The organism is Pseudonocardia humida, from assembly GCF_023898865.1.
Classification (GTDB): domain Bacteria; phylum Actinomycetota; class Actinomycetes; order Mycobacteriales; family Pseudonocardiaceae; genus Pseudonocardia; species Pseudonocardia humida.
In genome coordinates this window covers 47,553-71,592 of sequence record NZ_JAGSOV010000069.1, presented here as the reverse complement: position 1 = coordinate 71,592, position 24,040 = coordinate 47,553, and the positions used below count along the sequence as shown (strand labels likewise).

At 75.8% G+C, this 24,040-nt stretch carries 22 protein-coding genes; 8 read left to right on the top strand and 14 right to left on the bottom strand.

From position 1 onward, the window contains the following. Positions 1-41: 41 nt before the first annotated feature. Positions 42-746, bottom strand: a complete 705-nt coding sequence (locus tag KDL28_RS32005; protein ID WP_252444540.1) for a hypothetical protein — start codon at positions 744-746, stop codon at positions 42-44. A gap of 166 nt (positions 747-912) precedes the next feature. Here KDL28_RS32005 and KDL28_RS32000 point away from each other — a divergent pair, with 166 nt between their 5' ends. Next, positions 913-1,662 (top strand): helical backbone metal receptor, encoded by a 750-nt coding sequence (locus KDL28_RS32000; protein ID WP_252444538.1) that lies wholly within the window; start codon positions 913-915, stop codon positions 1,660-1,662. 45 nt (positions 1,663-1,707) lie between these two features. On the opposite strand, the gene KDL28_RS31995 is transcribed toward KDL28_RS32000, so the two are convergent. Further along, positions 1,708-2,364, bottom strand: coding sequence for an FMN-dependent NADH-azoreductase (locus KDL28_RS31995; RefSeq protein WP_252444536.1), 657 nt, complete (start codon positions 2,362-2,364; stop codon positions 1,708-1,710). A 103-nt stretch (positions 2,365-2,467) separates the two neighbouring features. On the opposite strand from KDL28_RS31995, the gene KDL28_RS31990 reads away from it, so the two are divergent. The 3 genes from KDL28_RS31990 (at position 2,468) to KDL28_RS31980 (ending at position 4,413) form a co-directional block, all read left to right on the top strand. After that, positions 2,468-2,953: a MarR family winged helix-turn-helix transcriptional regulator gene (locus tag KDL28_RS31990; RefSeq protein WP_252444534.1), complete on the top strand. Its 486-nt coding sequence runs from the start codon at positions 2,468-2,470 to the stop codon at positions 2,951-2,953. Between the two features lie 36 nt (positions 2,954-2,989). Continuing rightward, the gene (locus KDL28_RS31985; protein ID WP_252444533.1) at positions 2,990-3,322 is read left to right on the top strand and encodes a DUF3140 domain-containing protein; all 333 of its coding nucleotides are present in this window, start codon (positions 2,990-2,992) and stop codon (positions 3,320-3,322) included. 80 nt (positions 3,323-3,402) lie between these two features. Continuing rightward, positions 3,403-4,413 carry a hypothetical protein gene (locus KDL28_RS31980; protein ID WP_252444531.1) on the top strand — a complete coding sequence of 337 codons (1,011 nt, stop codon included), beginning with the start codon at positions 3,403-3,405 and terminating at the stop codon, positions 4,411-4,413. Here the strand turns inward: KDL28_RS31980 and KDL28_RS31975 are convergent. After that, positions 4,400-5,284 carry an NAD(P)-dependent oxidoreductase gene (locus KDL28_RS31975; protein WP_252444529.1) on the bottom strand — a complete coding sequence of 295 codons (885 nt, stop codon included), beginning with the start codon at positions 5,282-5,284 and terminating at the stop codon, positions 4,400-4,402. The two genes, KDL28_RS31980 and KDL28_RS31975, sit on opposite strands and share 14 nt — an antisense overlap. Beyond that, the gene (locus KDL28_RS31970; protein ID WP_252444527.1) at positions 5,281-6,180 is read right to left on the bottom strand and encodes an imine reductase family protein; all 900 of its coding nucleotides are present in this window, start codon (positions 6,178-6,180) and stop codon (positions 5,281-5,283) included. The genes KDL28_RS31975 and KDL28_RS31970 overlap by 4 nt, the downstream gene beginning before the upstream one ends. A gap of 65 nt (positions 6,181-6,245) precedes the next feature. Between KDL28_RS31970 and KDL28_RS31965 the strand changes: the two genes are divergently transcribed. Next, positions 6,246-9,452 (top strand): AfsR/SARP family transcriptional regulator, encoded by a 3,207-nt coding sequence (locus KDL28_RS31965; protein WP_252444525.1) that lies wholly within the window; start codon positions 6,246-6,248, stop codon positions 9,450-9,452. On the opposite strand, the gene KDL28_RS31960 is transcribed toward KDL28_RS31965, so the two are convergent. Together KDL28_RS31960 and KDL28_RS31955 are read right to left on the bottom strand one after the other, a co-directional pair. Further along, the gene (locus KDL28_RS31960) at positions 9,394-9,852 is read right to left on the bottom strand and encodes a hypothetical protein (RefSeq protein ID WP_252444523.1); all 459 of its coding nucleotides are present in this window, start codon (positions 9,850-9,852) and stop codon (positions 9,394-9,396) included. The two genes, KDL28_RS31965 and KDL28_RS31960, sit on opposite strands and share 59 nt — an antisense overlap. Positions 9,853-9,883: 31 nt before the next feature. Then, a complete protein-coding gene (locus KDL28_RS31955; RefSeq protein WP_252444521.1) occupies positions 9,884-10,843 on the bottom strand; it encodes an AraC family transcriptional regulator in 960 nt (319 codons plus the stop codon). A gap of 80 nt (positions 10,844-10,923) precedes the next feature. Here KDL28_RS31955 and KDL28_RS31950 point away from each other — a divergent pair, with 80 nt between their 5' ends. Beyond that, positions 10,924-11,979 (top strand): NADP-dependent oxidoreductase, encoded by a 1,056-nt coding sequence (locus KDL28_RS31950; RefSeq protein WP_252444519.1) that lies wholly within the window; start codon positions 10,924-10,926, stop codon positions 11,977-11,979. 48 nt (positions 11,980-12,027) lie between these two features. On the opposite strand, the gene KDL28_RS31945 is transcribed toward KDL28_RS31950, so the two are convergent. The 3 genes from KDL28_RS31945 to KDL28_RS31935 all read right to left on the bottom strand — a co-directional run bounded on the left by KDL28_RS31945 (position 12,028) and on the right by KDL28_RS31935 (position 15,676). Continuing rightward, positions 12,028-12,360: a hypothetical protein gene (locus tag KDL28_RS31945; RefSeq protein ID WP_252444517.1), complete on the bottom strand. Its 333-nt coding sequence runs from the start codon at positions 12,358-12,360 to the stop codon at positions 12,028-12,030. 237 nt (positions 12,361-12,597) lie between these two features. After that, on the bottom strand, positions 12,598-14,139 hold the full coding sequence (locus KDL28_RS31940) for a GMC family oxidoreductase (RefSeq protein ID WP_252444611.1): 1,542 nt from the start codon (positions 14,137-14,139) through the stop codon (positions 12,598-12,600). A 64-nt stretch (positions 14,140-14,203) separates the two neighbouring features. After that, positions 14,204-15,676 carry an aldehyde dehydrogenase family protein gene (locus KDL28_RS31935; protein WP_252444610.1) on the bottom strand — a complete coding sequence of 491 codons (1,473 nt, stop codon included), beginning with the start codon at positions 15,674-15,676 and terminating at the stop codon, positions 14,204-14,206. A 69-nt stretch (positions 15,677-15,745) separates the two neighbouring features. Between KDL28_RS31935 and KDL28_RS31930 the strand changes: the two genes are divergently transcribed. Next, a complete protein-coding gene (locus tag KDL28_RS31930) occupies positions 15,746-16,531 on the top strand; it encodes an IclR family transcriptional regulator (RefSeq protein ID WP_252444516.1) in 786 nt (261 codons plus the stop codon). Between the two features lie 157 nt (positions 16,532-16,688). Here KDL28_RS31930 and KDL28_RS31925 read toward each other — a convergent pair whose 3' ends face one another. Next, positions 16,689-17,405, bottom strand: coding sequence for an ArsR/SmtB family transcription factor (locus tag KDL28_RS31925; protein ID WP_252444514.1), 717 nt, complete (start codon positions 17,403-17,405; stop codon positions 16,689-16,691). An 86-nt stretch (positions 17,406-17,491) separates the two neighbouring features. Here KDL28_RS31925 and KDL28_RS31920 point away from each other — a divergent pair, with 86 nt between their 5' ends. Then, entirely contained in the window at positions 17,492-18,721 is a 1,230-nt protein-coding gene (locus KDL28_RS31920) for an MFS transporter (protein ID WP_252444513.1), read from the top strand. Between the two features lie 392 nt (positions 18,722-19,113). Here the strand turns inward: KDL28_RS31920 and KDL28_RS31915 are convergent, their stop codons facing one another. The 4 genes from KDL28_RS31915 to KDL28_RS31900 all read right to left on the bottom strand — a co-directional run bounded on the left by KDL28_RS31915 (position 19,114) and on the right by KDL28_RS31900 (position 23,901). After that, positions 19,114-19,398 (bottom strand): hypothetical protein, encoded by a 285-nt coding sequence (locus KDL28_RS31915; RefSeq protein ID WP_252444511.1) that lies wholly within the window; start codon positions 19,396-19,398, stop codon positions 19,114-19,116. A gap of 602 nt (positions 19,399-20,000) precedes the next feature. Beyond that, positions 20,001-21,149: an aromatic ring-hydroxylating oxygenase subunit alpha gene (locus tag KDL28_RS31910; RefSeq protein WP_252444509.1), complete on the bottom strand. Its 1,149-nt coding sequence runs from the start codon at positions 21,147-21,149 to the stop codon at positions 20,001-20,003. After that, on the bottom strand, positions 21,146-23,575 hold the full coding sequence (locus KDL28_RS31905; protein ID WP_252444507.1) for a GcvT family protein: 2,430 nt from the start codon (positions 23,573-23,575) through the stop codon (positions 21,146-21,148). The genes KDL28_RS31910 and KDL28_RS31905 overlap by 4 nt, the downstream gene beginning before the upstream one ends. Beyond that, positions 23,572-23,901 carry a bifunctional 3-phenylpropionate/cinnamic acid dioxygenase ferredoxin subunit gene (locus KDL28_RS31900; protein ID WP_252444505.1) on the bottom strand — a complete coding sequence of 110 codons (330 nt, stop codon included), beginning with the start codon at positions 23,899-23,901 and terminating at the stop codon, positions 23,572-23,574. The genes KDL28_RS31905 and KDL28_RS31900 overlap by 4 nt, the downstream gene beginning before the upstream one ends. Between the last annotated feature and the right edge of the window lie 139 nt (positions 23,902-24,040).

The following is a 24,040-nucleotide window of genomic DNA, read 5'->3' as shown; positions in this document are numbered from 1 at the left end:
TTCGCGGGGACGCTGTATCGATGATCCGCTCGCGAGCTCGCTCATCGGCCCACCACCACATCGCCGCCGTCGATCGTGGTGACGGTGATCGGCGCACCGTCCACGACGACCCGGTCGGGGGCGTTCGGGTCCAGCGGCGGGGCCGGCTGCGGGGCGGCGGAGCCCGCGCTGCGGGCCAGCCCGGTGACCCGGCCGTCGCCCTCGACGATCCAGCCGATGCGGGTGGCGACCCCGCGGACGTCGCCGCGGCCCTCGTAGAGCCCGCCGGGCTCCTGCACGGCCTTGGCCGAGAACGGCCAGCTCTGCCCGTTGACGGTGACGTCGCCGAACGCGGCGTCCTCGTCGAGGTTCCCGGCCACGCCGACCTCGCCGTCGCCGCTGCGCAGCGCGATCGTGTCGCCCTCCACCGTCCCCTCCAGCCAGGCCTCGATCTCCTCGCCGTCGCAGACGTAGCCGACGGCGCGGCCGTCCTTCACCGCGACGGCCACGGTGACCTCGTCGCCGGAGGAGCGCCCGGCGTAGGCCTTCTCCGCGACGGCGGGTGGCTCCGGCGCCGGCGGGGCGGCGGGCTCGGTGGTCGGGGCGGGAGCGGGCGGGGCGGGCGCGGTGGTCTCGGCGGGGGCGGCGGCCGCCGCGGCCGCGGGCGCCGCGGACCCGTCGGGCTCGCCCGCCACGTTGACGGCGAGCAGTCCGAGGCCGAGCACCGCCACCGCCAGCAGCGTCAGCAGGGGCGCGTATCTCTTCATCGTCTCTCCCGGGGGACCGCCGCGCCGTCGCAGCACTCGTCGTGGGCACGATCCTGGCCGGGCCGCGGGCCGGCGAGAAGGCCGTCGTAGGGGTCCGAGCCAGTACTGTGACACAGAGCGCCGCCGCGCCGCGGCGATTCGCCGGACGACCCCGGGAGACGCCCACGTGCACGTCGACGACGAGGGGCGCGAGGTCCACGTCCCGACGCCGGTGCGCCGGGTCGTCTCGATCGTCCCCTCGCTCACCGAGGCCGTCGCCGCCACCGCCCCCGGCCTGCTCGTCGGGGCCACGGACTGGTGCACCCACCCCGCCGACCTCGACGTCCCCCGCGTCGGCGGCACGAAGAACCCGCGCGCCGCGGACATCACCGCCCTGGAGCCCGACCTGGTGGTCGCCAACCAGGAGGAGAACCGCCCCGCCGACCTCGACGAGCTGCGCGCGTGCGGCCTCGCCGTCTACGTCACCGACATCCGCGCCCTCGACGATGCCTTCGGGTCCCTGGCCCGCATGCTGGCCGCCTGCGGCCTCGACCGCCCCCGCTGGCTCGACGAGGCCGAGGCCGCCTGGGCCGACGTCCCGCGGCCGCGGGCGCGGCGCCGCGCGGTGGTGCCGATCTGGCGGCGCCCGTGGATGGCGGTGGGCAGCGACACGTTCACCGGCTCGGTCCTGCAGCGTCTCGGCGTGGACAACGTCCTGGCCGACGCCCCGGATCGCTACCCGCGCTTCGACCCCGCCCGCCTCCCCGAGCACGACCTGGTCGTGCTGCCCGACGAGCCCTACGAGTTCACCGGCTCCGACGGCCCCGAGGCCTTCCCCGGCGTGCCCGCCGCGCTGGTGAGCGGGCGGTTGCTGACGTGGTACGGGCCGAGCCTCACCGAGGCGGCCCGGACCCTGCCCCGGGCGCTCGGGGTCTGAGCGCGCGCCGCCGGGGGACGAGACCGGCCGGGTCGAGCCGGTGCATCACCCCACGGCGACCCGGACGGACCGCGCGAACTCGCGTCCGGTCTTCTCCGCGTCCGCGTGCGCCTGCTCCCGCGACTGCGCCGCCAGCGGCCGCAGCTCCGCCATCGCCGGCACCGACTCGGCCAGCGTCAGCTCCGCGGCGACGACGGTGACGTCGGCGCCGAACACGTCGCCGAAGATCCGCACCAGGTACGGGGTGGCGTGGTCCCAGCCCGCCCGGGGCGTGCCCTCGCCGTAGCCGCCCCCGCGGGCGATCACCAGGGCGAGCGGGCGGCCGGCGAGCGGGAGCGACCCGGGGCCGAAGCGCGGGTCGGTGATCAGCAGGTCGATCCAGGTCTTGAGGTTCTGCGCGACGCCGAAGTTGTACAGCGGGGTGGCGATCACCAGTGCGGTCGCGCCGCTGACCTCGTCGGCCAGGCGGGTGGCGAGGGCGACGGCGTCGCGCTGGGCCGGGGTGCGGTCCCGCTCGGGCGTCTGCCCGGCGAACACGGCCTGCGCCCACGCGTCGACCGGCACCGGGTCGGCCCGCAGGTCGCGGCGCACCACCTCGGTGCCGGGGTGCTCCCGCAGCCACCCCTGCTGCAGCGTGTCGGCGACCTCGCGGCTCACCGAGCCCTCGGTGCGGATGCTGGCATCCAGGCGGAACAGGGTCATGGCATCTCCCGGGAGTCAGTTGTGCTGTCGGCACGATGTTCTGTTGCGCAGACCATCTTAAACACAGAACTCTTCCGGGCGCAGCTGCGGGTACGCTGTGATCGTGACCGCACCCGAGTCCGTGGAGACCGACCTCGGTTGGGCGCTGGGCGCGGTCATGCGTGCCTACATGCGCGAGGCCGACCAGGTCATGGTCGGCGTGCCCGGCGGTCCGCGCGGCTACCAGGTGCTCGCCTCGTGCGGGCGGGAGGGCCCGCGCACCCAGCTCGCGCTGGCCCACCAGCTCGGGCTCGACCGCACGGTGATGACCTACCTCCTCGACGACCTCCAGAAGGACGGCCTCGTCGAGCGCCGCCCCGACCCGGCCGACCGGCGAGCCCGGCGCGTCGAGCTCACCGAGGGCGGCCGCGCCCGCCTGTGCGACCTCGCCGAGCGCCTGCGCCAGGCCGAGGAGCGCCTGCTCGACCGGCTGGACCCGGCCGAGCGCGAGACCCTGCGCCAGCTGCTGTTCCGGCTGGCCACCGGCTCGGACGCCACCACCGGCGAGCTGTGCACGATGGCCGACGAGATCCAGTCCGGCGGCCGCTGAGGATTCACCCGCCGCCGCGCCGGGTAGGCCGGGGTCATGGTCGACGTCGATGACGAACTGTGGGACGAGTTCCACCGCGTGGTGAACATGACCAGCCGCGAGCTCGAGGAGTGGCTGCGCACGCAGGCCGCGCACGAGGACTTCGAAGACCTGCCCGACCAGGTCGGCACGCCCACCGGGCGCGAGGTGCTGGCCGTGCTCGGCAAGCGGCGCGTGGACCTCACCGACGCCGACGAGCGGGCCATGCGCAAGGTCGTCGACAAGGTGCACTCCCAGCGCCGCGACGACCTCGAGCCCACCGCGGGCCAGGCCGCCTGGCGGCACAAGCTGATGTCGATCGGGCACGACCCGCTCAAGCCCCCCCGATAGGGGGAACGCGCCGCCCGCTCCGCCGCCGACCGGCGCGCGGTCGCAGCGGAGCGGGTCGCCGTGCCCTACCGTCGCACCCGATGGCACGACTCGGCGCACGGCGGCTCCGCACGGGGGTGGCGGCCCTGGCCGGCACCCTGATCATCTCGGCGATCGTCTCGGCGGGGTGCTCCCCCGGCCCCGAGCCGGCCGCGCCACCCGACCCGGCCCTGACCACCTCCCCGCAGGCGCCCGCCGCGACCCCGACGGGCCCCCCGACGCCCACCACGAGCGCCACCGCCGAGGGCGCGGCGGCCGCGCTGCCCGCCCCGGGCGAGCCGCTCTTCCCCGGGCGCAGGCTCGTCGCGCTCTACGGCCACCCCGGCTCGGTCGCGCTGGGCGCGCTCGGCGAGCAGGACCTGCCCGCCGCCGTGCGCCGCGCCCAGGACGTCGCCGCGCAGTACCAGGCGCTGGTCCCGGAGAAGGTGCTGCCCACCTTCGAGATCATCGCCACCGTCGCCTCCGAGAGCGCGGGCGCCGACGGCGACTACTCCAACGAGGCCGACCTCGAGGACCTGCGCCCGTGGGTCGAGGCGGTCGGCGCCGCCGGCGGCTACGTGCTGCTCGACCTGCAGCCCGGGCGCGCCGACTTCCTCACCCAGGCCCAGCGCTACGCCGACCTGCTCGCGCAGCCGCACGTCGGGCTGGCGCTGGACCCGGAGTGGCGGCTGCGCCCCGACCAGCGCCACCGCAAGCAGGTGGGCTCGGTCGACGTCGAGGAGGTCAACCGGGTGGCGACCTGGCTCGCCGACTTCACCCGCGACCGCGGCCTGCCGCAGAAGGTGCTGATGGTCCACCAGTTCCGACTGGAGATGATCAAGGGCCGGGAGCGGCTGGACAGCACCCGCCCCGAGCTGGCCGTCGTCCTGCACGCCGACGGCTTCGGCCCGACCGAGGACAAGCTCAAGACCTGGAACCGGCTGCTGGAGGGCGCCCCGACCGACGTCCAGTGGGGCTGGAAGAACTTCCTCGACGAGGACACCCCCGTGCTCACCCCCGAGCAGACCGTGCAGATCGGCCCCACGTCCCCGGTCGTCGTCACCTACCAGTGAGGTCGTGCCGGACCACCTCGGACAGCACCGTCCAGCCCCGGGCACCGTGCCCGGCGGCGACGGCGCGGCGGTAGAGGGAGGCCACCGCCTCGGGCAGCGTGGTGTCGACGCCCGCGGCGCGGGACGTCTCCAGGACGTGCTCGGCCCCCGCGCCCATCATCGCCACGCTCGCCTGCTCGCCGGGGTAGTCGCGGGCGTCGAACTCGCCGGCGGCTTCTGGCAGGTAGGACGAGATGGAGTCGGCCATCGCGACGGCATGGGGCAGGAACTCCTTCGCGCTCACCCCGGCCGTCGCGACCATCGCGCTGGCGTGCAGGAACGCGGCCAGGGCGCTCAGGAAGCAGTGGATGACGGCCTGGTAGTAGAGCTGCGCCAGCCCTGGGTCGGCCCCCAGGTACTCGGGGCGCCCGATGACGCCCAGCGCCGCCGCGTGGGCGTCGAGGACCTCGCGCGGCCCGCTGTAGTAGACGAACGCGTCCGGCGTGCCGACCACCTCGGCCGGCACCATGATCCCGCCCACCAGCAGCCGGGCGCCGCGCTCGGTGAACCAGCGCGCGGCCTCCCGGGTCCGGTCCGGGGTGTCCGAGCTGAGGTTGACGACCGTGCGCCCGGCGAGGGCGTCCTCGTGGCCGCTCAGGATGTCGTACATGGCGGCGTAGTCGGTCAGGCTGAGGACCACCAGCTCGGCGGCGCCCAGCGCGTCCGACGGCGTCGCGGCCCGCGCCGCACCCGCCGCGACCACGCCATCGGCCCGCGCGGCGGTGCGGTTCCACACCGTCACCGGGTGCCCGGCGGCCAGCAGCGCCCGGGTCATCGCCTGGCCCATCGGGCCGAGTCCGATCATCGCGACGGCGGTCCGGTCGTTGGTCATCGGGAGCCCTCCCGCGTGCGGAGCAGCTCGACGACTCCGGTGATGTCCTCGTGCCCGTGCCCGTCGTCGACCCGGCGGCGCATCAGCTCGCCGAGCGGGGTGAGCAGGGCCGGGTCGACGCCGTGGGCCCGGGAGACCGCGACCAGGCCCGGGTAGGCGGCGGCCTGCATGGCCAGGTTGGAGACGACGTCGCGGGCGTGGTCGCCGCTGTCGATCTGCGCGGCGGCCCCGTCGACGAAGTCGCTCATCGCGCCCAGCCACCGGCGCAGCAGCGGCGCGAGCTCCCCCGCGGCCACCCCGCCCGCACCAGCGAGGGCGTAGGCGTGCAGGACGCCGCCGAACATGCCGTACATGGCGCTGAGCAGGGCCAGGTCCTGCAGCGCCGCCCGGCCGGGCTCCTCGCCGGCGAACACGCTCTCGCCCAGCAGGTCGAGCAGCGGTCGCTGCTCCTCGAACACCGCCCGCGACCCGCTGTAGAGCACGAACGCGGCCGGCGTCCCGATCATCGGCGGCACGGCCATGATCCCGCCGCTGAGCAGCTCGACGCCGTGCCGACCGGCCCACCCGGCCAGCTCCCCGGCCTGCTCGGGGCTGCCGTTGGTCAGCTCGACCAGCACCCGGCCGGCGAGCCGGTCGGCCACCGGGTCGAGCACCTCGTGCACCGAGGCGTGGTCGAGCAGGCAGACGACCACCGTCCGGCTCGCCGCCACCGCCTCCGCGGCCGAGGCCGCCGCCACCGCACCGCCGGCCACCAGATCGCCCTCGCGACCCGGCGTCCTGTTCCACACCGTCACCCGGGCTCCCCCGGCCAGCAGGGCGCCCGCGAGCGCCCGGCCCATGGTCCCCAAGCCCAGGACGGTGACGTCCCGCTTGCTGTCGTCGGTCTGTCCTGCCATGCCCACGAGGCTGCGCGGCGCCGCGCACGGATCACGCACGAACCGCGCACGGCTACCGTGGGGCGGTGCGCTTCGGGGTGCTCGGCCCGCTGGCCGTGTGGGCCGCCGACGGCACTCCCGTGCCGGTGCGCGAGCCCAAGGTGCGCGCGCTGCTGGCCGCGCTGCTGCTGGCCGAGGGCGGTCCGGTCGCGCCCGACCGGCTCGTCGAGGCGCTCTGGGGCGGCCTGCCTCCGGGCGACCCGACCAACACCCTGCAGACGAAGGTCTCGCAGCTGCGCCGGGCCCTCGGCGGCGCCGGGAGCGTGCTGCGCCGTCCGGGCGGCTACCTGCTGCCGCTCGGCCCCGACGAGCTGGACGCGCACGAGTTCCGCGCCCTTGTCGCGCGGGCCCGCGCGGCCGCACCGGCCGATCGGGTCGGGCTCCTGGACCGGGCGCTCGGCCTGTGGCGCGGCGCGGCGCTGGCCGACCTGGCCGACCGGCCGTTCGCGGTGGCCGCCGCGGCCCGGCTCGACGGGGAGCGCCTGGCCGCCGCGCTGGACCGCGCGGACGCCGCGCTGGCCACCGGCGGCGGTGCGGCGCTGGTCGGCGAGCTGACCGAACTCGCCGCCGCCCACCCGACCCACGAGCGGCTGCACGGGCTGCTCATGCGCGCGCTCCACCGCGCCGGCCGCCAGGACGCCGCGCTGGACGTGCACGCCGCCCTGCGGGCCCGGCTGGTCGAGCGGTCCGGGCTGGAGCCCGGCGCGGAGCTGGCCCGGCTGCAGGCGGCGATCCTGGCCCAGGACCCGGCGCTGGACGCCCCCGCTCCCCCACCGCCGCGCCCGGCCCGCCTCCCCGCCGCGCCGCCCGCCCCGCTGACCGCGCTCTTCGGCCGGACCGACGACGTCCGCGACGTGCGGGCCGCGCTCGCCGCCCACCGGCTGGTCACCCTGACCGGTCCCGGCGGCGTCGGGAAGACGCGGCTGGCCCTGGCGGTGGCCGACTCCCTGCCCGGGGAGGTGGTGGTCGTCGAGCTGGCCGGGCTCGACCGGGCCGGTCCCGCCGGGACGGGCGGGGTCGCCGAGGCCGTGGCCGCGGCCCTCGGTGTGCACGACGGCCCGGCCGACCTCGACGAGCGGTTGGGCTCCGCGCTGCGCACCCGCGAGCTGGTGCTGGTGCTCGACGACTGCGAGCAGGTCGTCGAGCCGGTGGCCGCGCTCGTGCCCCGGCTGCTGGCCGCGGCCCCGGGCCTGCGCGTGCTCGCCACCAGCCGCGAGCCGCTCGGAACCGGGGGCGAGGTGCTGCGCGAAGTGCGGCCGCTGGCCGTTCCCCCGCCCGGCGACGACCGCCCGGAGGAGTTCGCGGCGGTCGCGCTGTTCGCCGACCGGGCCGCCGCGGCCGCGCCCGGCTTCGTCCTCGACGCCGCCACCGCGCCCGTCGTGGCGGCGATCTGCCGTCGGCTCGACGGGCTCCCGCTGGCCCTGGAGCTGGCCGCGGGCCGGGTGCGCGCGCTCGGCGCGCAGGGCGTCCTGGGGCGCCTGGACGACCGGTTCCGGCTGCTCTCCACCGGGCGCCGGGGTGTCCCCGAGCGGCAGCGAACCCTGCGCGCGGTGATCGACTGGAGCTGGCGGCTGCTCACCGACGACGAGCGCGCCGTGCTGCGCAGGCTGGCCGTGCACCCGGAGGGCTGCGACCTGGCCGCGGCCGAGGCCGTCTGCGCGGGCCCGGACGTCGCCCCCGCCGACGTGCTCGACGTGCTCGCCCGGCTGGTCGACCGGTCGCTGGTGGTCAGCCGCCCGGACGGGCCGCGGCCCCGGTTCCGGCTGCTGGAGACGGTCGCCGCGTACGGGCTCGACCGGCTGCGCGAGGCCGGGGAGCACGACGCCGCGCGCGACCGGCACGCCGCGCACTTCCTGGCGCTCGCCGAGGGCGCGGCGCCCGCCTTGCACGGCCGCGGGCAGGGCGCGGCGCTGGAGCTGCTCGACCGGGAGGCGGCGAACCTGCGCGCGGCCGCCGATCACCTGTGCCGACCCGGCGGCGACGCCGCCGCGGCGCTGCGCCTGGCCGGCGCGCTGACCTGGTACCGGTTCCTGCGCGGGCGCCTCGGCGAGGCCGAGCGCGAGCTGCGGCGGGCCCTGGCGCGGCCGGGTCCGGACGACGGCGCGCGGGCCCGCGCCGCGGCCTGGCTGGCCGCGCTGCGCGTCCTGGACGGCGACGCGCCCCCTCCCGCCCTCGTCCCGCCCCTGACCGGCGACGACGTCGGCGCGGACGCCCGCGCCCGCTGGTTCCTCGGCTACGTCCTGACCACCGTCGGTGACATGCGCGCGGCCACCCGCCTCACCGACGACGCCCTGCGCGCGTTCGAGGCCGTCGGCGACCGCTGGGGCATGGGCGCCGCCCTCGCCGACCGCTCCACGCAGGTGCTGGCCCGCGGCGACGCCGATGGCGCCCGGGCGGCGGCCGAACGCGCGGCGGCGCTGTTCGCCGAGGTCGGCGAGGGCTGGGGGCAGGTGCAGACGACGTTCGCGCTCGGGGCGCTGGCCGAGATCGGCGGCGACTACGCGGGCGCGGTCGACCAGCACCGCGCGGGCCTGCGCACCGCGGAGCGGCTCGGGCTGTGGGCCGAGGTGAGCTACCAGCTGTCCTGGCTGGGGCGGGTGGCCCTGCTGCGCGGCGACCTCGACGGGGCCCGCGAGCTGCACGAGCGGGCCGAGCGCACGGCCGTCGAGCACGGGTTCGCCGCGGGCCGCGTCTTCGCCCTGATCGGGCTGGCGCTGGGCGCGCGCCGGGCGGGCGAGCTGGACGCGGCCGAGCGCCACCTGACCGAGGTGCTGCGCTGGCAGCGCGGGCTGGCCGACGAGCCGGGCAACTACCTGATCCTGGCCGAGCTGGGCTTCGTCGCGGAGCTGCGCGGCGACGCCGCCGCCGCGCTGCGCCACCAGCTCGACGCGCTCGCCGTGGCGCGCCGCCTCGCCGACCCCCGCGCCCACGCCCTGGCCTGGGAGGGCCTCGCCGGGGCGCTGGTGCTGGCCGGCGACGCGGCCGCCGCGGCCCGGCTGCTGGGCGCGGCGGCGGCCGCGCGCCGCGGGGTGGGGTTCCCGCTGCCGGCGGCCGAGCGCGGCGACGTCGACCGCATCACCGCCCGCGCGAGCGCGGCGTTGGGCGCCGCGGCGTTCGCCGCGGAGCACGCGCGCGGCGCCGCGGCCGACCCCGCCGAGCTGCTCGACCCGCCCGTCAGCCCGAGCTCGCCGCGTCGTTCTGCTGCCAAGTCACCAGCGCGACCGCGAACGTGAACACCGCCAGCGGCCGCGGCAGCGCGGGCAGGTCGGCCTGCGCGCCGGTGCGCCAGAAGCCCGTGCGCCGGATGGAGCCGACGCGCCTGCCCTCGACCACGTGGGCGTACTCGGTGCCGAACAGCCCCACCCGCTCGAACTCGTGGGACGAGCCCGGCGCGGTCACCGTCCAGCTGCGCCTGCCGAGCCGGTCGGCCCCGGCGACGGGGCGCCCGTCCGGGTCCTCCAGCAGGGCCTGGCGGCGCACGATGCCCGACATCCGCATCCGGTAGGCCACGCCGGCCAGCTCGAACTCGGCGTGGTCGCGGAAGCCCTGGGTGAGCGTCGTGACGGGGACCCCGCCGTCCTCGGTGATGAGGTAGCTGTAGCGGAACGCCCCCTGCCGCCGCGCGTGGAGCATGGCGCCAGCTCACCACAGCCGCGGACGAGTGTCAGCGATCGGCCGGGGCGAGTTCGGCCGCGACGCGCAACCGGCTGGGCCGGGTACCGTGCACCCGCTGGAAGGCCACGCTGAGGCCGAACGCGCTGCCGTACCCGACCTGGTGGGCGACGGCGTCGACGGTGGCGTCCGTGCGGGCGAGCAGGTCGGCGGCCAACGAGAGCCGCCAGCCGGTCAGGTAGGCCATCGGCGGCTCGCCGACCAGCTCGGTGAACCGCCGCGCCAGCGTCGCCCGCGACACCCCCGCCTCGGTGGCCAGCGCGGCCACCGTCCACGGCCGCGCCGGGGCGGCGTGCAGGGCCCGCAGGACCGGGCCGACGACCGGGTCGCCGAACGCCCGGTACCAGGCGGGCGGGTCGGCGCCGGGCTGGGCGAACCAGGTGCGCAGGGTGGTGAGCAGCAGCAGGTCGAGCAGCCGGTCGAGCACGGCCTGCTGGCCCGGCTCGGTGCGCTCGATCTCGGCGGTGGTGAGGTCGAGGACGGCGCACAGCTCGCCCTCGTGCGGCACCACGAGCACGCGCGGCAGCGCGTGCAGCAGCCGCGCCGAGACCCGCCCGCGGACCTGGAAGCCGCCGGTCAGGACGGCGGCGGGCGCGTCGAGGTCGGGGCCGCAGGTGCGGGCGCCCAGGCGCAGGTCGTCGCCGATGTCGCGGCCGTCGCCGGTGGTGCAGCGGCCGTCGCCGTGCGCGAGGTAGGTCGGGGGTGTGCGGGCACCGGGGTCGTCGGTGACGGTGAACGGCGCGGAGCCGGTCACCACGGCGACCTCGCCCTCCCCCACCGCGACGGGTGGACCGTCGTCGGGCACCACCCAGCCCGACCGCCGCAGCATCACGACCATCGTCAGGCCGGGGCCCTCGGTGAACCGCACCGACCACGGCGGGGTCAGGTAGCTGCGGCCGAACAGCGCACCCTCGGCGCGCACCTCGCTCAACAGGGCGGTCAGCGCGTCCACCCGACCACCTTAGACGCTCGAACATCGGATGGAGCCGTCCAAGCATGGGCCGTCTCAGCCGGTCGCGGTTGGCTGGGGACATGCCCGAAACGAACACCGCACTCGACAGCGACACCGGCACCGTCCCGCAGCGGGTGGTGACCACGCAGGTACGGCTCGTCCGCCGCCCGGTCGGCGAGCTCCGACCCGACGACCTGGAGCTCGTCCGCGCCGAGATCAGCGGACCCGGACCCGGCCAGGTCCTCGTCCGCAACGAGTGGATGTCGGTCGACCCCTACATGCGCGGCCGGATGGACGACGTCGAGGGCGCGATCCCGCCGTTCGCCCCGGGCGGGCCGCTCGACGGCGCCGCGGTCGGCACGGTCGTCGCGAGCCGCGCGGCGGACGTACCGGTCGGGGCCGCCGTGCTGCACCAGCTCGGCTGGCGCGAGCACGCCGTGCTCGACGGGGCGGCGGCGGTCGTCGTCGACGCCGGGACCGTCCCGCCGCAGGCCCACCTGGGGGTGCTCGGCACGCCCGGGCTGACGGCGTGGATCACGGTGACCGAGACGGCGCCGGTGCGCCCGGGCGACGTCGTGTTCGTCTCCGCCGCGGCCGGCGCCGTCGGCACGGTCGCCGGCCGGCTCGCCCGGCGGTTCGGCGCCGCGCGGGTGATCGGCTCGGCCGGTGGGCCGGAGAAGGCCCGCAGGCTCGTCGAGGAGTTCGGCTACGACCGGGCCCTGGACCGCCGGGCCGGCCCGATCGACGCCCAGCTCGCGGCCGCGGCGCCGGAGGGCATCGACGTCTACCTGGACGCGGTCGGCGGGGACCACCTCGAAGCCGCCGTCGGGGCGATGCGGGTGGGCGGCCGGGTGGCCCTGGTCGGGGCGATCGGCGGCTACGACGCCACCACTCCCCGCCCGGGCCCGGCGAACCTGTTCCGCGCCGTCGGCAACCGGATCACGCTGCGCGGGATGATGGTCGTCGACCACTTCGACCGGTGGGACGAGTGGCGCGCGCTGGCCACCCCGTGGGTCGTGGACGGCAGCCTGCGCGGCGTCGAGACCGTGCGCGAGGGCCTGGCCTCGGCACCCGCGGCGCTGATCGGCGTGCTGCGCGGCGACAACACCGGGAAGATGCTCGTGCGGCTGGGCTGACGGCGAGGACGGTGGACCCGGCCCGGCGTCGGTGCCGCCGGGCCGGCCTCAGCGGGTGTGGGCCCGCCACATGTCGAGCACGAGGGCCATGACGAACACCGCGACCGGGTCGGGCACCTCCGGCAGCTCCGCCTCGGCGTGCCGGCCGGACCGCCCGGCCTGGCGCACCGCGCCCATCGAGCGCCCGCGCACGACCAGCCGCTGCTCGGTCCAGCGGTCGAGGGTGCGGTCGAACGTGTAGGCGCGGTCGTGGGTCCGCACCGTCCACGGCGTGCGCCCGAGCCCCTCGGCCAGGGCCACCGAAGGGCCGTCGACGACCTCGAGCACGGCGCTCGAGCCACCCTCGACGGAGTCGATCCGGTACTCGACCCCGTCGAGCACGAACCCGCCGCCGCTACCCTTGGTCAGCGGGGTCCAGGTGGTGAGTGACTTTCCATCTTTCGCAATCTTGTAATGGAGCCGCGGAGCTCCCCGACGACGCGCGAACAGCACCGCACCATGTCAGCACCGTGACGGCGGTCTCCGGCCCCAGGGGCCCGCCCGCGGCGGGCGCCGCGGCGGGTTCACGCCTATCGCTACCAGCGCGGAAGCAGTTGTCGGACATGTCCGGCAAGACCGTCAGCGCAGCAGGTCGGCCGCCTTCTCCCCGATCATCATGCAGGTGATGTTCGGGTTGATCGCCGGCAGGAACGGCAGGACCGAGGCGTCGGCCACGCGCAGCCCGTCGACCCCGCGCACCCGCAGTCGGGGGTCCACCACGGCACCCGGGTCGCCGTCCGGTCCCATCCGCGCCGTGCAGGCCGGGTGGTAGACGGTGTTGTGGGTCTTGCGGATGTAGTCGGCGAGCTCGTCGTCGGTGGTCGCGTCCGGGCCCGGGGCCAGTTCGCGGGCCACCCACTCCGCCAGCGCGGGCTGCTCGGCGATCCGGCGGGCCAGCCGGATGCCGGCCGTCATGACCGCCATGTCGTGGCCCTCGGGGTCGGTGAAGTACCGCGGGTCGACGCGCGCGCGGTCGCGGAAGTCGCGCGAGCGCAGCCGGACGGTGCCCCGGGAGCGGCCGCGGGTGACGTTCGGGGTGAGGCAGAAGCCGTTGTCGGTGGTCGGGTAGCCCCAGCGCACCGTGTTCAGGTCGAACGGCACCGAGCCGTAGTGCATCATCAGGTCGGGCCGGTCCAGGCCGGGGTCGGTGCGGGAGAACAGCCCGATCTCCCACCACTGCGTGGACTTCTCGACCATCGGCTTGGCCGCGTCCCACATGACCAGGCCCTCGACGTGGTCGTCGAGGTCGGAGCCGACGCCGGGGGCGTCGACCAGCACGTCGATCCCGAACTCGCGCAGGTGCTCGGCCGGGCCGATCCCGGAGAGCATGAGCAGCTTCGGGGTGTCGATCGCGCCCGCGGACAGGACCACCTCGCGGCGCGCGGTGACCGTGCGCCTGCCCGGCCCGATGTCCTGCTGGTACTCCACCCCGCTGGCCCGGGTGCCCTCGAACAGCACGCGCGAGGCCCAGGCGCCGGTGATCACCTCCAGGTTCGACCTGGTGGCCATGACCGGGTGCAGGTAGCTCACCGACGACGACGCCCGGGTGCCGTCGGCCAGCCGGTTGATCTGGAAGAACCCGGCGCCCTCGCAGACCGTCTCGCCCTCGTTGAACCGCACGGTGGGCAGGCCGACGGCGGCCGCGGCCTCCAGCACGGCGACCCCGCACGGGTCGTCGGGCTGGACCTGCATGAGGTTGACCGGGCCCGAGCGGCCGTGCCCGTCCCACGGGCCGTCGTTGGTCTCCAGGCGGCGGATGAGCGGCCAGCACTCGTCGGCGCTCCACCCGGTGTTGCCCATCGCGGCCCACTCGTCGAGGTCCTCGCGCGGGGTCCAGAAGGCGATGCACGAGTTGTGCGACGAGCAGCCGCCCAGCACCTTCGCCCGCGCGTGGCGCAGGAACGAGTTGCCGTTCTCCTGCGGCTCGACCAGGTAGTCCCAGTCGAAGCCGGAGTCGAGCAGCGCCATCCAGTCGGTCAGCCGCAGGATCGCCGGGTTGTCCACGTCCGTCGGCCCGGCCTCCAGCAGGCAGACGGTGACGGCGGGGTCCTCGGACAGCCGCGCGGCCAGCGCGCACCCCGACGACCCGCCGCCGACCACCACGTAGTCGAACTCGCCGATGCTGCGGCCCGGCGACCGGCTGTCGCCGAGATCGGCGAGCCCGTCGTCGTGAGAAGAACCCACGTCACTCCTCTCGGAACCACCGCATCGGCGACGGCGCGGTGTTGTGCCAGATGTGCTTGTGCTCCTGGTACTCGGCCAGGCCGGTCGGCCCGAGCTCGCGGCCGTTGCCGGAGCGCTTGAACCCACCCCACTCGGCCCCCGGGAGGTACGGGCCGAAGTCGTTGACCCACACGGTGCCGTGCCGCAGGGCGGCGGACACCCGCTCGGCGCGGCCGGCGTCGCTCGTCCACACGCCGCCCGACAGCCCGTACTCGGTGTCGTTGCCCAGCTCGATGGCCTCGGCCTCGGTCTCGAAGCGCTCGACGGTCAGGATCGGGCCGAAGGTCTCCTCGCGGACCACCCGCATGTCCCGGCGGACGTCGGTGAAGATCGTGGGCAGGTAGAAGAAGCCGCCGGCCAGCTCCGGGTCGTCCGGGCGCCTGCCCCCGGTGACCAGCGTGGCCCCCTCGGCCGTCGCCGACTCGACGAACCCCTCGATCTTGGCCAGGTGCGCCGCCGAGACCAGCGGCCCGACCTCGACGTCCTCGGTCAGGCCGTTGCCCGGCCGGATCAGCTCGGCCCGCCGGGCCAGCTCGGCGACGAACTCGTCGTGCAGCGAGCTCTCGACGATCAGCCGGGCACCGGCCGAGCAGACCTGGCCCGAGTGCAGGAACACCGCGGTCAGCGCGCCGTCGACGGCGGCCTCGAGGTCGGCGTCGGCGAACACCAGGTTCGGGTTCTTGCCGCCCAGCTCGACCGCGACCCGCTTCACGGTCGCCGCGGACGCCCGGATGATCGCCTGACCGGTGGCCAGGCCGCCGGTGAAGCTGACCATGTCGACGTCGTCGTGCGAGGTGAGCGGCGCGCCGACGGCGGGTCCGGTGCCGAGCAGGATGTTGACCACCCCCGGCGGGGTGCCGGCCTCGGCCAGCAGCTCGACCAGCTGCACGCTGGTCAGCGGGGTGACCTCACTCGGCTTGATCACGCAGGTGTTGCCGGCGGCCAGCGCGGGCGCGACCTTCCAGGACAGCTGCAGCAGCGGGTAGTTCCACGGCGTGATCAGCACGCAGACGCCGACCGGCTCGTGCACCACCCGGGAGACGACCGCGGGCTGGCCGGTGTCGACCAGCCGCCCGGCCGACTGCGCGGCGACGAGGTCGGCGTAGTAGCGGAAGACGGCCGTGACGTCGTCGACGTCGATCCGGCTCTCGCGCAGGGTCTTGCCGGTGTCGAGGGTCTCGGTGTGCGCGATCCGCTCCTTGTCGCGCTGGAGCAGGTCGGCCACCCGGTGCAGCAGCGCGCTGCGCTCGGCCACCGTCGTGGTCCGCCAGGGCCCCGTGTCGAACGCGGCGCGCGCCGCCGCCACCGCGCGCTCGACGTCGTCGGGCCCGGCTTGGTCGACGGTCTCGACCACGCTCCCGTCGAAGGGGTTGACGACGTCCGCGACGCCGCCGGACCCCGCGGTCCACGCTCCGTCGATGTAGAGGCTGGGCACGAGGAGATCGTCCACCCTGTTCTGCCCACGTCAAGCATCGGTGTTCGATTTGCCGCATATAGTTTCGCCATGGGCAACAAAAGCGGACCGGGAAGCCGGGACGGGGGTGTCCAGTCGGTCGACCGGGCGATCTCGGTGCTGGAGATCCTCGCCCGGCGCGGCGAGGTGGGCGTCAGCGATGTCGCCGCCGAGATCGACGTGCACAAGTCGACGGCGTTCCGGCTGCTCGGGGCGCTGGAGGGCCGCGGGCTGGTCGAGCAGACCGGTGAGCGCGGCAAGTACCGCCTCGGCTTCGGGCTGATCCCGCTGGCCGGCGCGGTCTCCGACCGGCTCGACATCACCCGCCAGGGCCGCGAGGTGTGCCGCAGGCTCGCCGACGAGTTCGGCGAGACGATCAACCTGGCGATCCTGCAGGAGCACTACGCGGTCAACGTCGACCAGGCACTCGGGCCCTCCACCGTGGCCACCCGCAACTGGGTGGGCAGGCTGACCCCGCTGCACTGCACGTCCAGCGGCAAGGTGCTGCTGGCCAACCTGGCGCCCGCCCACCGGGCCAAGGTGCTGACCGCGAGCGGCACCGCGCCAGTGACGCCGCACACGCTCTCCGCCGAGGACCTGGAGCGCGACCTCGAGCAGGTCCGCCTGCGCGGCTACGCCATCGCCTGCGAGGAGTACGAGCTCGGCCTCAACGCCGCCGCGGCACCGGTCCTGGACGGCTCCGGCCGGGTCGTCGCGGCCCTGAGCCTCAGCGGGCCGTCCTACCGCCTCGGCCCGGAGCTGCTCCTGGAACGGATCGACGCGCTGGTGGCCGGGGCCGGCGAGATCAGCCGCCGGATGGGCTGGTTCGGCGACTGACCCTCGCCCGCGGCCGGGCGATGCCGCCACCGCGCACACCGTCCGGCACCGCGCGCACCCTGCATCCACCGCGCGCACGTCAGAACGTGTGCGCGGCGACCACACGGTGCCCGCGGTGTCCCGGGGAACTCGGAGAGGGCCCGTGGCTCCCGCGGTCCTACACCGAGAAGGTCGGCACCATCCGCGGCAGGTCGCGCCGGCCCGCGGCGGTCACGACGAGGACCCGGGTGCCCTCCTCGCGGGCCAGCAACCCCTGCTCGACCAGCCGGTCGAGCACCCGCGCCCCGAGCGCACCGCCGAGGTGCGGCAGCCGGTGGATGCGGTCCAGGCAGGCGGTGGCCGGCTTCCGCCGGCCCGTGTCGAGCGCGGCGGGGTCGATGCCGAGTGCGGCGAGGGCCGCCGGGTCGGGTCCCAGCGCCAGCTCCTCGTCGCGGCCGTCGGGAGCGGTCAGGGCGCCGCGCTCGACGAGGTGGCCCAGCAGCGCGACGCCGAGCCGGCCTGCGGCGTGGTCGTAGCAGGTGTGCGCGATGTCGTCGGCGGTGACCTCGCGGCCCGGTCGCGCGGTGGGGAGCGCGTCGCCCGCGTAGCGCGACAGCGCGGCGAGCACGTCGGCCAGGCCGGGGCGGGCGATGCGGTAGATGGCGTGCCGACCGGCGTGCTCGACCTCGACCAGGCCGGCGGCGCGCAGCCGGGCGAGGTGGTTGCCGAGGCGGGGCGCGCTGACCTCGAGGGCGGCCACCAGCCTGCTCATCGTGTGCGGGCCCTCCGCGGCCAGCAGCTGCAGGGCGGTGAGCCGGATCGGGTCGGCCAGCTCGGCGGCCAGCGCGGTCGCCGAGGCCAGCACCGGCTCCTCGGGGTCCGTCCAGCCCGCCACCCCGGTCACACTATCACCATTCAGAGTTGCCTGAAGCATCACAGCAGCCTACGGTCACCCTTCACGATCTCGTGAAGGGTGACGCGATGGCGGCGACACGGACAGCGGCGGACGTCGGACTGCGCCGGCTCCTGTGGGGGCGCGGCGTCTCCGCGATCGGCGACGGGCTGTGGTTCACGATCTGGGCGCTCTACCTCACCCGCGTGCTCGGCCACTCCCCCGCCACCGTCGGCCTGGGCATGGCGGTCGCCGGGGCGGCCGGGCTGGTCGCCGCGGCGCCGATCGGCGCGCTGGCCGACCGGCTCGACCCGCGCCGCCTGCTCGTCGCGCTCACCGCCGTGCGCGCCGCCGCCATGGCCGGGTACCTGCCGGCCGCGTCGCTGCCGGTGTTCCTGCTGGCCACCGTGGCGTTCGTGGCCCTGGCCAACGGCGGCTCCGCGGTGCGCACGGCCCTGGTGGCGGGACTGGTGAGCGAGCAGGCCGCCCGCGTGCGCGCCCTCGCGGGCCAGCGCGTGGCCCAGCACGCCGGCAACGCCGTCGGCGCCGGGGCGGGCGCGCTCGTGCTCGCCCTCGACCAGCCGGGCGCCTACCGGGTCGCCATCGTCGGCACCGTCGTCGCGTTCCTCGTGCTGGCCGTGATGACGCTGGGCGTGCCCGCGCCCGGTCGCCCGGAGCCGCGGGCGCGCCGGGGCCTGCGGTCGGTGCTGCGGGACCGGCCGTACTGCGCGCTGGTCGGCGTGACCGCGGTGCTGTCGCTGTGCTGGGCGATGCTGTCGACGGGCCTGCCGCTGTGGATCGCCGGGCACACCGACCTGCCGCTCGCGCTGTCCGGGGCGATGGTCGTGCTCAGCTCGGTGGGGATCGCGCTGGGCCAGGTGCCCGCCGGGCGGCTGGCGCGCACGCCGGACCAGGCCGCGCGGACCGCGGCCTGGTCCGGGGTGGTGCTCGCGGCGGCGTGCCTGCTGCTGGCCACGACGGGATCGGGCGCTGGCGTCGTCGCCGCCGCCGTGGTCGTCGGGGCGGGCGTGCTGCACCTGGCCGGGGAGCTGGGCTACGTGGCGGCCGGGTGGACGCTGTCGCTGGGGTACATGCGCGAGGAGGACCGCGGCGCCTACCAGGGGGCCACCGAGGCGGCGACTGCGACGGTGCAGATGGTCGGGCCCGGCCTGTTCACCCTCGCGCTCGACGGGTGGGGCCCGGGCGGGTGGGTGCTGGCGGCCGGGATCTTCCTGGTCGCGGGCTGCGCCGTGCCGGGGGCGGCCCGGTGGGCGGCGCGGACGCGGGTGCGGGCCGGTCAGCGCGCCCGCTCGCGGTGACCGGCGAGCGCGACGGCCAGGTCCTCCCGCAGGGGCCGCTCGACCTCGTCGAGCTCGGCGGGCGGCAGCTCGGCGAGCACCCTGCTCCAGCGCCCACGGCGGGACGCGGTCGCGGGCGGCCAGGGCGGCGAGCGCGGTCAGCAGCGCGACGCGCGCACCGGCGGGCCGGGTCCGAGCACGTCATCCGGTGCAGGGTCGACAGGCACCTCGCCGGACCGATGGTCCTCGCTCCGCGCCAGGTCACGACCCCTGCTCCGACTGGTACCCGGGCTCGGGGCCGAGCAGCGGTGCGGGGTTCGACACGGCGACGTCGCACCGGTCGCAGTCCGGGCGCGGCACGTCCATCGGGTCGCCTGCGTGTGGACCGTCCCAGGTCCTGCCCGGCACGGAGGTCACGGCGGATCGGTCCGGATGCGCTCGCGGTGCGCTCCGAGGGCCGTGACCAGGTTCGACCGCAGAGCGCATTCGGACTCGTCGAGCCCGCTGTCGGGCAGGCGGGCCAGTACCTGCTCCAGCGCCCACGGCGGGACCCGGTCCCGGCGGGCCAGGCCGTCCAGCGCGGCCAGCAGGGCGGGCCGCGCGTCGCCGTGCTCGACCTGGACGGCCCAGGCCAGGATCGTGGCGATCGTGGCGGCCTCGTCGTCGTCGAACCGGCCGGCGTCGGTCCACTGCGTCACCGTCCCCGCCCACGTGCGCCGCTGCTCGGCAGTCGGGCTCGTGAGGCCGTGGACGGCGTCGATGCAGGCCCGCGGGCCGACCGGATCGCCCGCCTCGGCCCCCGGGAGGTTGGGCAGCTCCTCGGGCGGGACGTCCGCCGGACGGCGGGCGCGCGGCGACGAGGTACACGCCCTTCACGGCGAACTTGCCCCCGGTGGCCGCCCACCCGACGAGCGGCACCGCGGCCGCGGCCGACAGTCCGGCGTTGAGGTAGTCGCCTTCGGCCGTGTACCAGGCGGCGTTGGCCAGGTCGGCCACCTCGCCGACCACGGGGACCGACCCGACCACGTCGAGCGCCAGGTGCCCGAGGTCCGACAGCAGGTCCGCGTCGTCCTCCGCGGCCTGCGCCACCCCGCCCCAGGCCACTGCACCGTTCGCCGCCGCGGCGTCCAGCGCCGCGGCCGCGGTGCCGTACTCGTCGATCTCCAGCACTCCGTCGCCGTCGTCCGCGCGGTAGATCGTCCCGCCGTACAGCGCGTTGATCTTGTTGGCGCACCGGCGCTGGGCGTCGTCGAAGTCGGCCGTGGTGAGCCGGTCACGGTTCATGACCGTTTCCGGGGGATCAGGCCAGGCGTTCGCTCACCCACTCGTGGAACCCGCCGATGTGGTGCTCGCTGGGCACCAGGACGCCACCGGCCCGGTAGGCCCGGCTGCTCATCGCCGGCTGGGTGCGCTCGCAGGCGGCGAAGTCCTGCTCGTTGACCCGGTGGAACAGCTCCACCGAGGCGTCCAGGTCGCGGCCCGACGTCACCGCGTCGGGGGCGAACAGCCAGTCGCAGACGACCAGGGTGCGGTCGGCCGCGAGGGGGGTCATCCGGTGCACGATGACGTGGTCGGGCACCAGGTTGACGAACACGCCGGGCTTGATCGTGATGGCGTAGTAGCGGCGGTCCTGGTCGTCGGCGATGCCGGGCAGGCGCTCGGCGCCCTCGCGGCCGTCGACGGTGAAGCCCCGGGCCTCGGGGGCGAACTCGGCGCCGTGGCCGACGTAGTACTGGGCGGCGTAGCCGTCGGCGAACTCCGGCAGCACCGCGGTGAGCTCGGGGTGGATCGTCGCGCAGTGGTAGCACTCCATGAAGTTCTCGATGATGAGCTTCCAGTTGGCCGCGACGTCGTAGGTGATGCGCCGGCCAAGCGCCAGCTCCCCCATGTCGTAGGCGTCGATCGCGGCCAGCGTGCCCAGCCGCTCGGTGACCTCGGCGCGCACCTCGTCGTCGAAGGACGGCGGTTGCTCGGCCAGGCACACCCACACGTAGCCGAGCCACTCGGTCACGTGCACCTTGTGCAGCCTGTACTCGACGCGGTCGACGTCGGGCATCGACGTCAGGTTGGGCGCCGCGACGAGCTTGCCGGTGAGGTCGTAGGTCCAGGCGTGGTACGGGCACTGCAGGTTGCGCCGCAGCGCGCCGGACTCCTCGGTGCACAGCTGCGCGCCCCGGTGGCGGCACACGTTGAGGAACGCCCGGATCGCGCCGTCGCGGCCGCGGACGAGCAGCACGCTCTCCCGGCCGACCTGCACCTTCTGGAACGCGCCCGGCTTGTCCAGGTCGGCGGCCAACGCGACGCACGCCCAGGTCGGTTCGACGATCCGCTCCTGCTCGGCGACGAACACGGCCGGGTCGGTGTACGCCGAGCCGGGCAGGGTCGGGATCAGGCTCGACCCGGGGCCGGTCCCGGTGCTCAGCTCCGGGCCGGACTCCAGTGCGGTCATCCGCGCAGCTTCTTCCGCTCGGCGTCGTAGAGGGGTTCGGTGGCGACGACGGCGGCCAGCCGCTCGCCGAAGTACTCCACCTGCACGCCGGTGCCCGGTTCGGCGGCCGCGGCGGGCAGCCAGGCGTAGGCGATGCTGGCGTCGATCGAGTAGCCGTAGGCGGCGCTGGTCACGTAGCCGACGGGGGCGCCGTCGTGGAAGACCGGCTCCTTGCCCATCACGACCTGGGTCTGGTCGGACAGCAGCAGTGGGACGAGCCTGCGGGCCGGGTCCTGCTTGCCGGCCAGCGCCTCGGCGCCCGGGTAGGTACCCGGCCGGACCGCGAACCCGAGCCCGGCCTCGTACGGGTCGTGCTCGGTGGTCATGTCGGCGCCCGCGGAGCGGTAGCCCTTCTCCAGGCGCAACGAGTCGAACGCGCTGCGCCCGGCGGCGATGATCCCGTGCCGGCGCCCGGCGTCCCACAGCACGTCCCACAGCCGCAGGCCCAGCTCGGCGCTCACGTAGAGCTCCCAGCCCAGCTCACCGACGTAGGACACGCGCAGCGCGCGCACCGGCACCCCGGCCACGTCCAGCTCGCGGGCCTTGAAGTAGCCGAACCCGGCGTCGGAGACGTCGTCGGCGGTGACCGCGGACAGCACCTCGCGCGCCTTCGGCCCCCACAGCCCGATGCAGCAGGTGCCGCCGGTGGTGTCGGTGATGCGCACGTCCGGTCCGGCCGCGCGCAGCAGCAGGTCGAGGTCGAGGTTGGAGTTGGCACCGACCTGGAAGTGCTGCTCGCCCAGCCGGGCGACGGTCAGGTCGCTGCGCACGCCGCCGGAGGGCTCCAGCAGCAGCGTGTAGGTGACCGAGCCCGGCTTCTTGCGCAGGTTGTTGGTGGTCAGACCGTCGAGCAGGTCGAGTGCGCCGGGACCGGTGACCTCCAGGCGCTTGAGCGGGGTCATGTCGTACATCGCGACGCGGTCGCGGGTGACCAGCGCCTCGGCCCCGGCGATCGGCGACCACCAGCGCGCGGCCCACTCGCCCCGCGGCGGGATCTTGCCCACCTCGGGCAGCTCGCCGTTGGCGGCGAACCAGCGCGGGCGCTCCCAGCCGGTCGCCGACTGGTCGAACACCGCGCCCAGCTCGACCTGGCGGGCGTGGAACGGGCTGGTGCGCAGCGGGCGCTGCACGGCGGGCGGGTCGAGCGGGTGCAGGATGTCGTAGACCTCGACGAAGTTGCGGGTGCTGCGCGCGGCGACGTTCGTCGGGGTGAGCTGGGCGGGCTCGAACCGGTTGAGGTCGCACTCGTGCAGGTCGACGTCCGGCTCGCCGGCCACCAGCCAGTGCGCCAGTGCCCGCCCGACGCCCGCCGAGTGCGTCACCCACACGGCCTCGGCGACCCAGAACCCGGACAGTCCGGGGTGCTCGCCGATGAGCGGGTTGCCGTCGGGGGTGAACGAGAAGATGCCGTTGATGCCGCCCTCGACGCCGGTGCCGGCGAGCGCGGGCAGCAGCTCGCGGGCGTCGGACCAGGACGGGGCGAAGTCGTCCGGGGTGAACTCCAGGACGCTGGGCATCGGGTCGGCGCCCAGCGCGTCGAGGTCGACCGGGATCGGGTCGTGCGCGTAGGAGCCGATGCCGACGCGGTCGCCGTGCTCGCGGAAGTACAGGTCGCGGTCCTGGTGGCGCAGGATCGGCGCGGACGCGTCGAACGGGTTCGTGGTGGCGGGGTTGCGCCCGGCCAGCTCGGGCAGCGGGCCGGTGCGGGCGTACTGGTGGGCCATCGGCAGCAGCGGGACGGTCAGCCCGACCAGCGCCCCCGTGCGCGGGCCCCAGAACCCGGTCGCCGAGACCACCAGGTCGGCGGCGATCTCGCCCTGGTCGGTGACGACGCCGGTGACCCGGCCGCCGGCGCTGGTGATGTCGAGGACCCGGCAGCGGCCGCGGACGGTCGCCCCGCGCTCGACGGCCCGGGCCAGTTGCGCGGCGACCGCGCGCGGCGCGGCGGCCAGCCCGTCGGTCGGGATGTGGAAGCCGCCCAGCACGCTGCTCGCGGGCAGCAGCGGGTGCATGGCGGCGCACTCGTCGGGCTCGACGAGGCGCGAGTCGATGCCCCAGCTGGTGGCCAGGCCGTGCCGGCGGGCCAGCTCGCCCATCCGCTCCGGGGTGGTGGCCACCTCCAGGCCGCCGACCTGGTTGAAGCAGGGCAGGCCGTCGAGCTCCAGGCCGCAGAGCTTCTCCACGGTGTAGCGGGCGAAGCCGGCCATGGTCTTGGACGGGTTGGTCTGGAACACCAGGCCGGGGGCGTGCGAGCTGGAGCCGCCGGGCAGCGGCAGCTCGCCGCGGTCGAGCACGGTGACCCCGGTCCAGCCGCGGGCGGTCAGCTCGTCGGCGACCGCCGCTCCGACCACCCCGGCCCCGATGACGACGACCCGCGGGCCGGTCATGACGCGGCGTCGAGCTGTTCGGTGTCGGACAGGACCACGTAGACCGCTTCGTCGCTCACCACGACATGATGGGTCCGCACGGGCTCGCGGGCGAGCATCCCATCGGGTTCACCGGTGCGCAGGTCGAAGATCGCCGCGTGCAGCGGGCACTCCACCTCGCAGCCCTCCAGCCAGCCGTCGGCGAGCGAGGCGTCCTGGTGGGTGCAGGTGTCGTCGATGGCGAAGTACTCGCCGTCCTCGGTGTGGAAGACCGACACCGGGGGGCGGAGCGGGAGGCGGCGGGCGCTGCCGCGGGGGAGTTCGGCCAGCGAGCAGACGTGGATCATTGGGGCCCCATCGAGTGCGCGGACGGTGTGCGCTTTCGGTGCGCACTACGAAACAAGGTGCGCAACACGCAACAGAGTTCGCTGTCGACCCGACCGCTGTCAAGGGTCTGAACGGGCCCGAAACACGCGTTAACCGGCC

What these genes read in the sequence shown, in the direction of transcription:
- KDL28_RS32005 (WP_252444540.1), bottom strand. Translation starts at nt 746, where the DNA reads ATGAAGAGATACGCGCCCCTGCTGACGCTGCTGGCGGTGGCGGTGCTC.
- KDL28_RS31995 (WP_252444536.1), bottom strand. Translation starts at nt 2,364, where the DNA reads ATGACCCTGTTCCGCCTGGATGCCAGCATCCGCACCGAGGGCTCGGTG.
- KDL28_RS31985 (WP_252444533.1), top strand. Translation starts at nt 2,990, where the DNA reads ATGGTCGACGTCGATGACGAACTGTGGGACGAGTTCCACCGCGTGGTG.
- KDL28_RS31980 (WP_252444531.1), top strand. Translation starts at nt 3,403, where the DNA reads ATGGCACGACTCGGCGCACGGCGGCTCCGCACGGGGGTGGCGGCCCTG.
- KDL28_RS31975 (WP_252444529.1), bottom strand. Translation starts at nt 5,284, where the DNA reads ATGACCAACGACCGGACCGCCGTCGCGATGATCGGACTCGGCCCGATG.
- KDL28_RS31970 (WP_252444527.1), bottom strand. Translation starts at nt 6,180, where the DNA reads ATGGCAGGACAGACCGACGACAGCAAGCGGGACGTCACCGTCCTGGGC.
- KDL28_RS31960 (WP_252444523.1), bottom strand. Translation starts at nt 9,852, where the DNA reads ATGCTCCACGCGCGGCGGCAGGGGGCGTTCCGCTACAGCTACCTCATC.
- KDL28_RS31950 (WP_252444519.1), top strand. Translation starts at nt 10,924, where the DNA reads ATGCCCGAAACGAACACCGCACTCGACAGCGACACCGGCACCGTCCCG.
- KDL28_RS31930 (WP_252444516.1), top strand. Translation starts at nt 15,746, where the DNA reads ATGGGCAACAAAAGCGGACCGGGAAGCCGGGACGGGGGTGTCCAGTCG.
- KDL28_RS31920 (WP_252444513.1), top strand. Translation starts at nt 17,492, where the DNA reads ATGGCGGCGACACGGACAGCGGCGGACGTCGGACTGCGCCGGCTCCTG.
- KDL28_RS31910 (WP_252444509.1), bottom strand. Translation starts at nt 21,149, where the DNA reads ATGACCGCACTGGAGTCCGGCCCGGAGCTGAGCACCGGGACCGGCCCC.
- KDL28_RS31905 (WP_252444507.1), bottom strand. Translation starts at nt 23,575, where the DNA reads ATGACCGGCCCGCGGGTCGTCGTCATCGGGGCCGGGGTGGTCGGAGCG.
- KDL28_RS31900 (WP_252444505.1), bottom strand. Translation starts at nt 23,901, where the DNA reads ATGATCCACGTCTGCTCGCTGGCCGAACTCCCCCGCGGCAGCGCCCGC.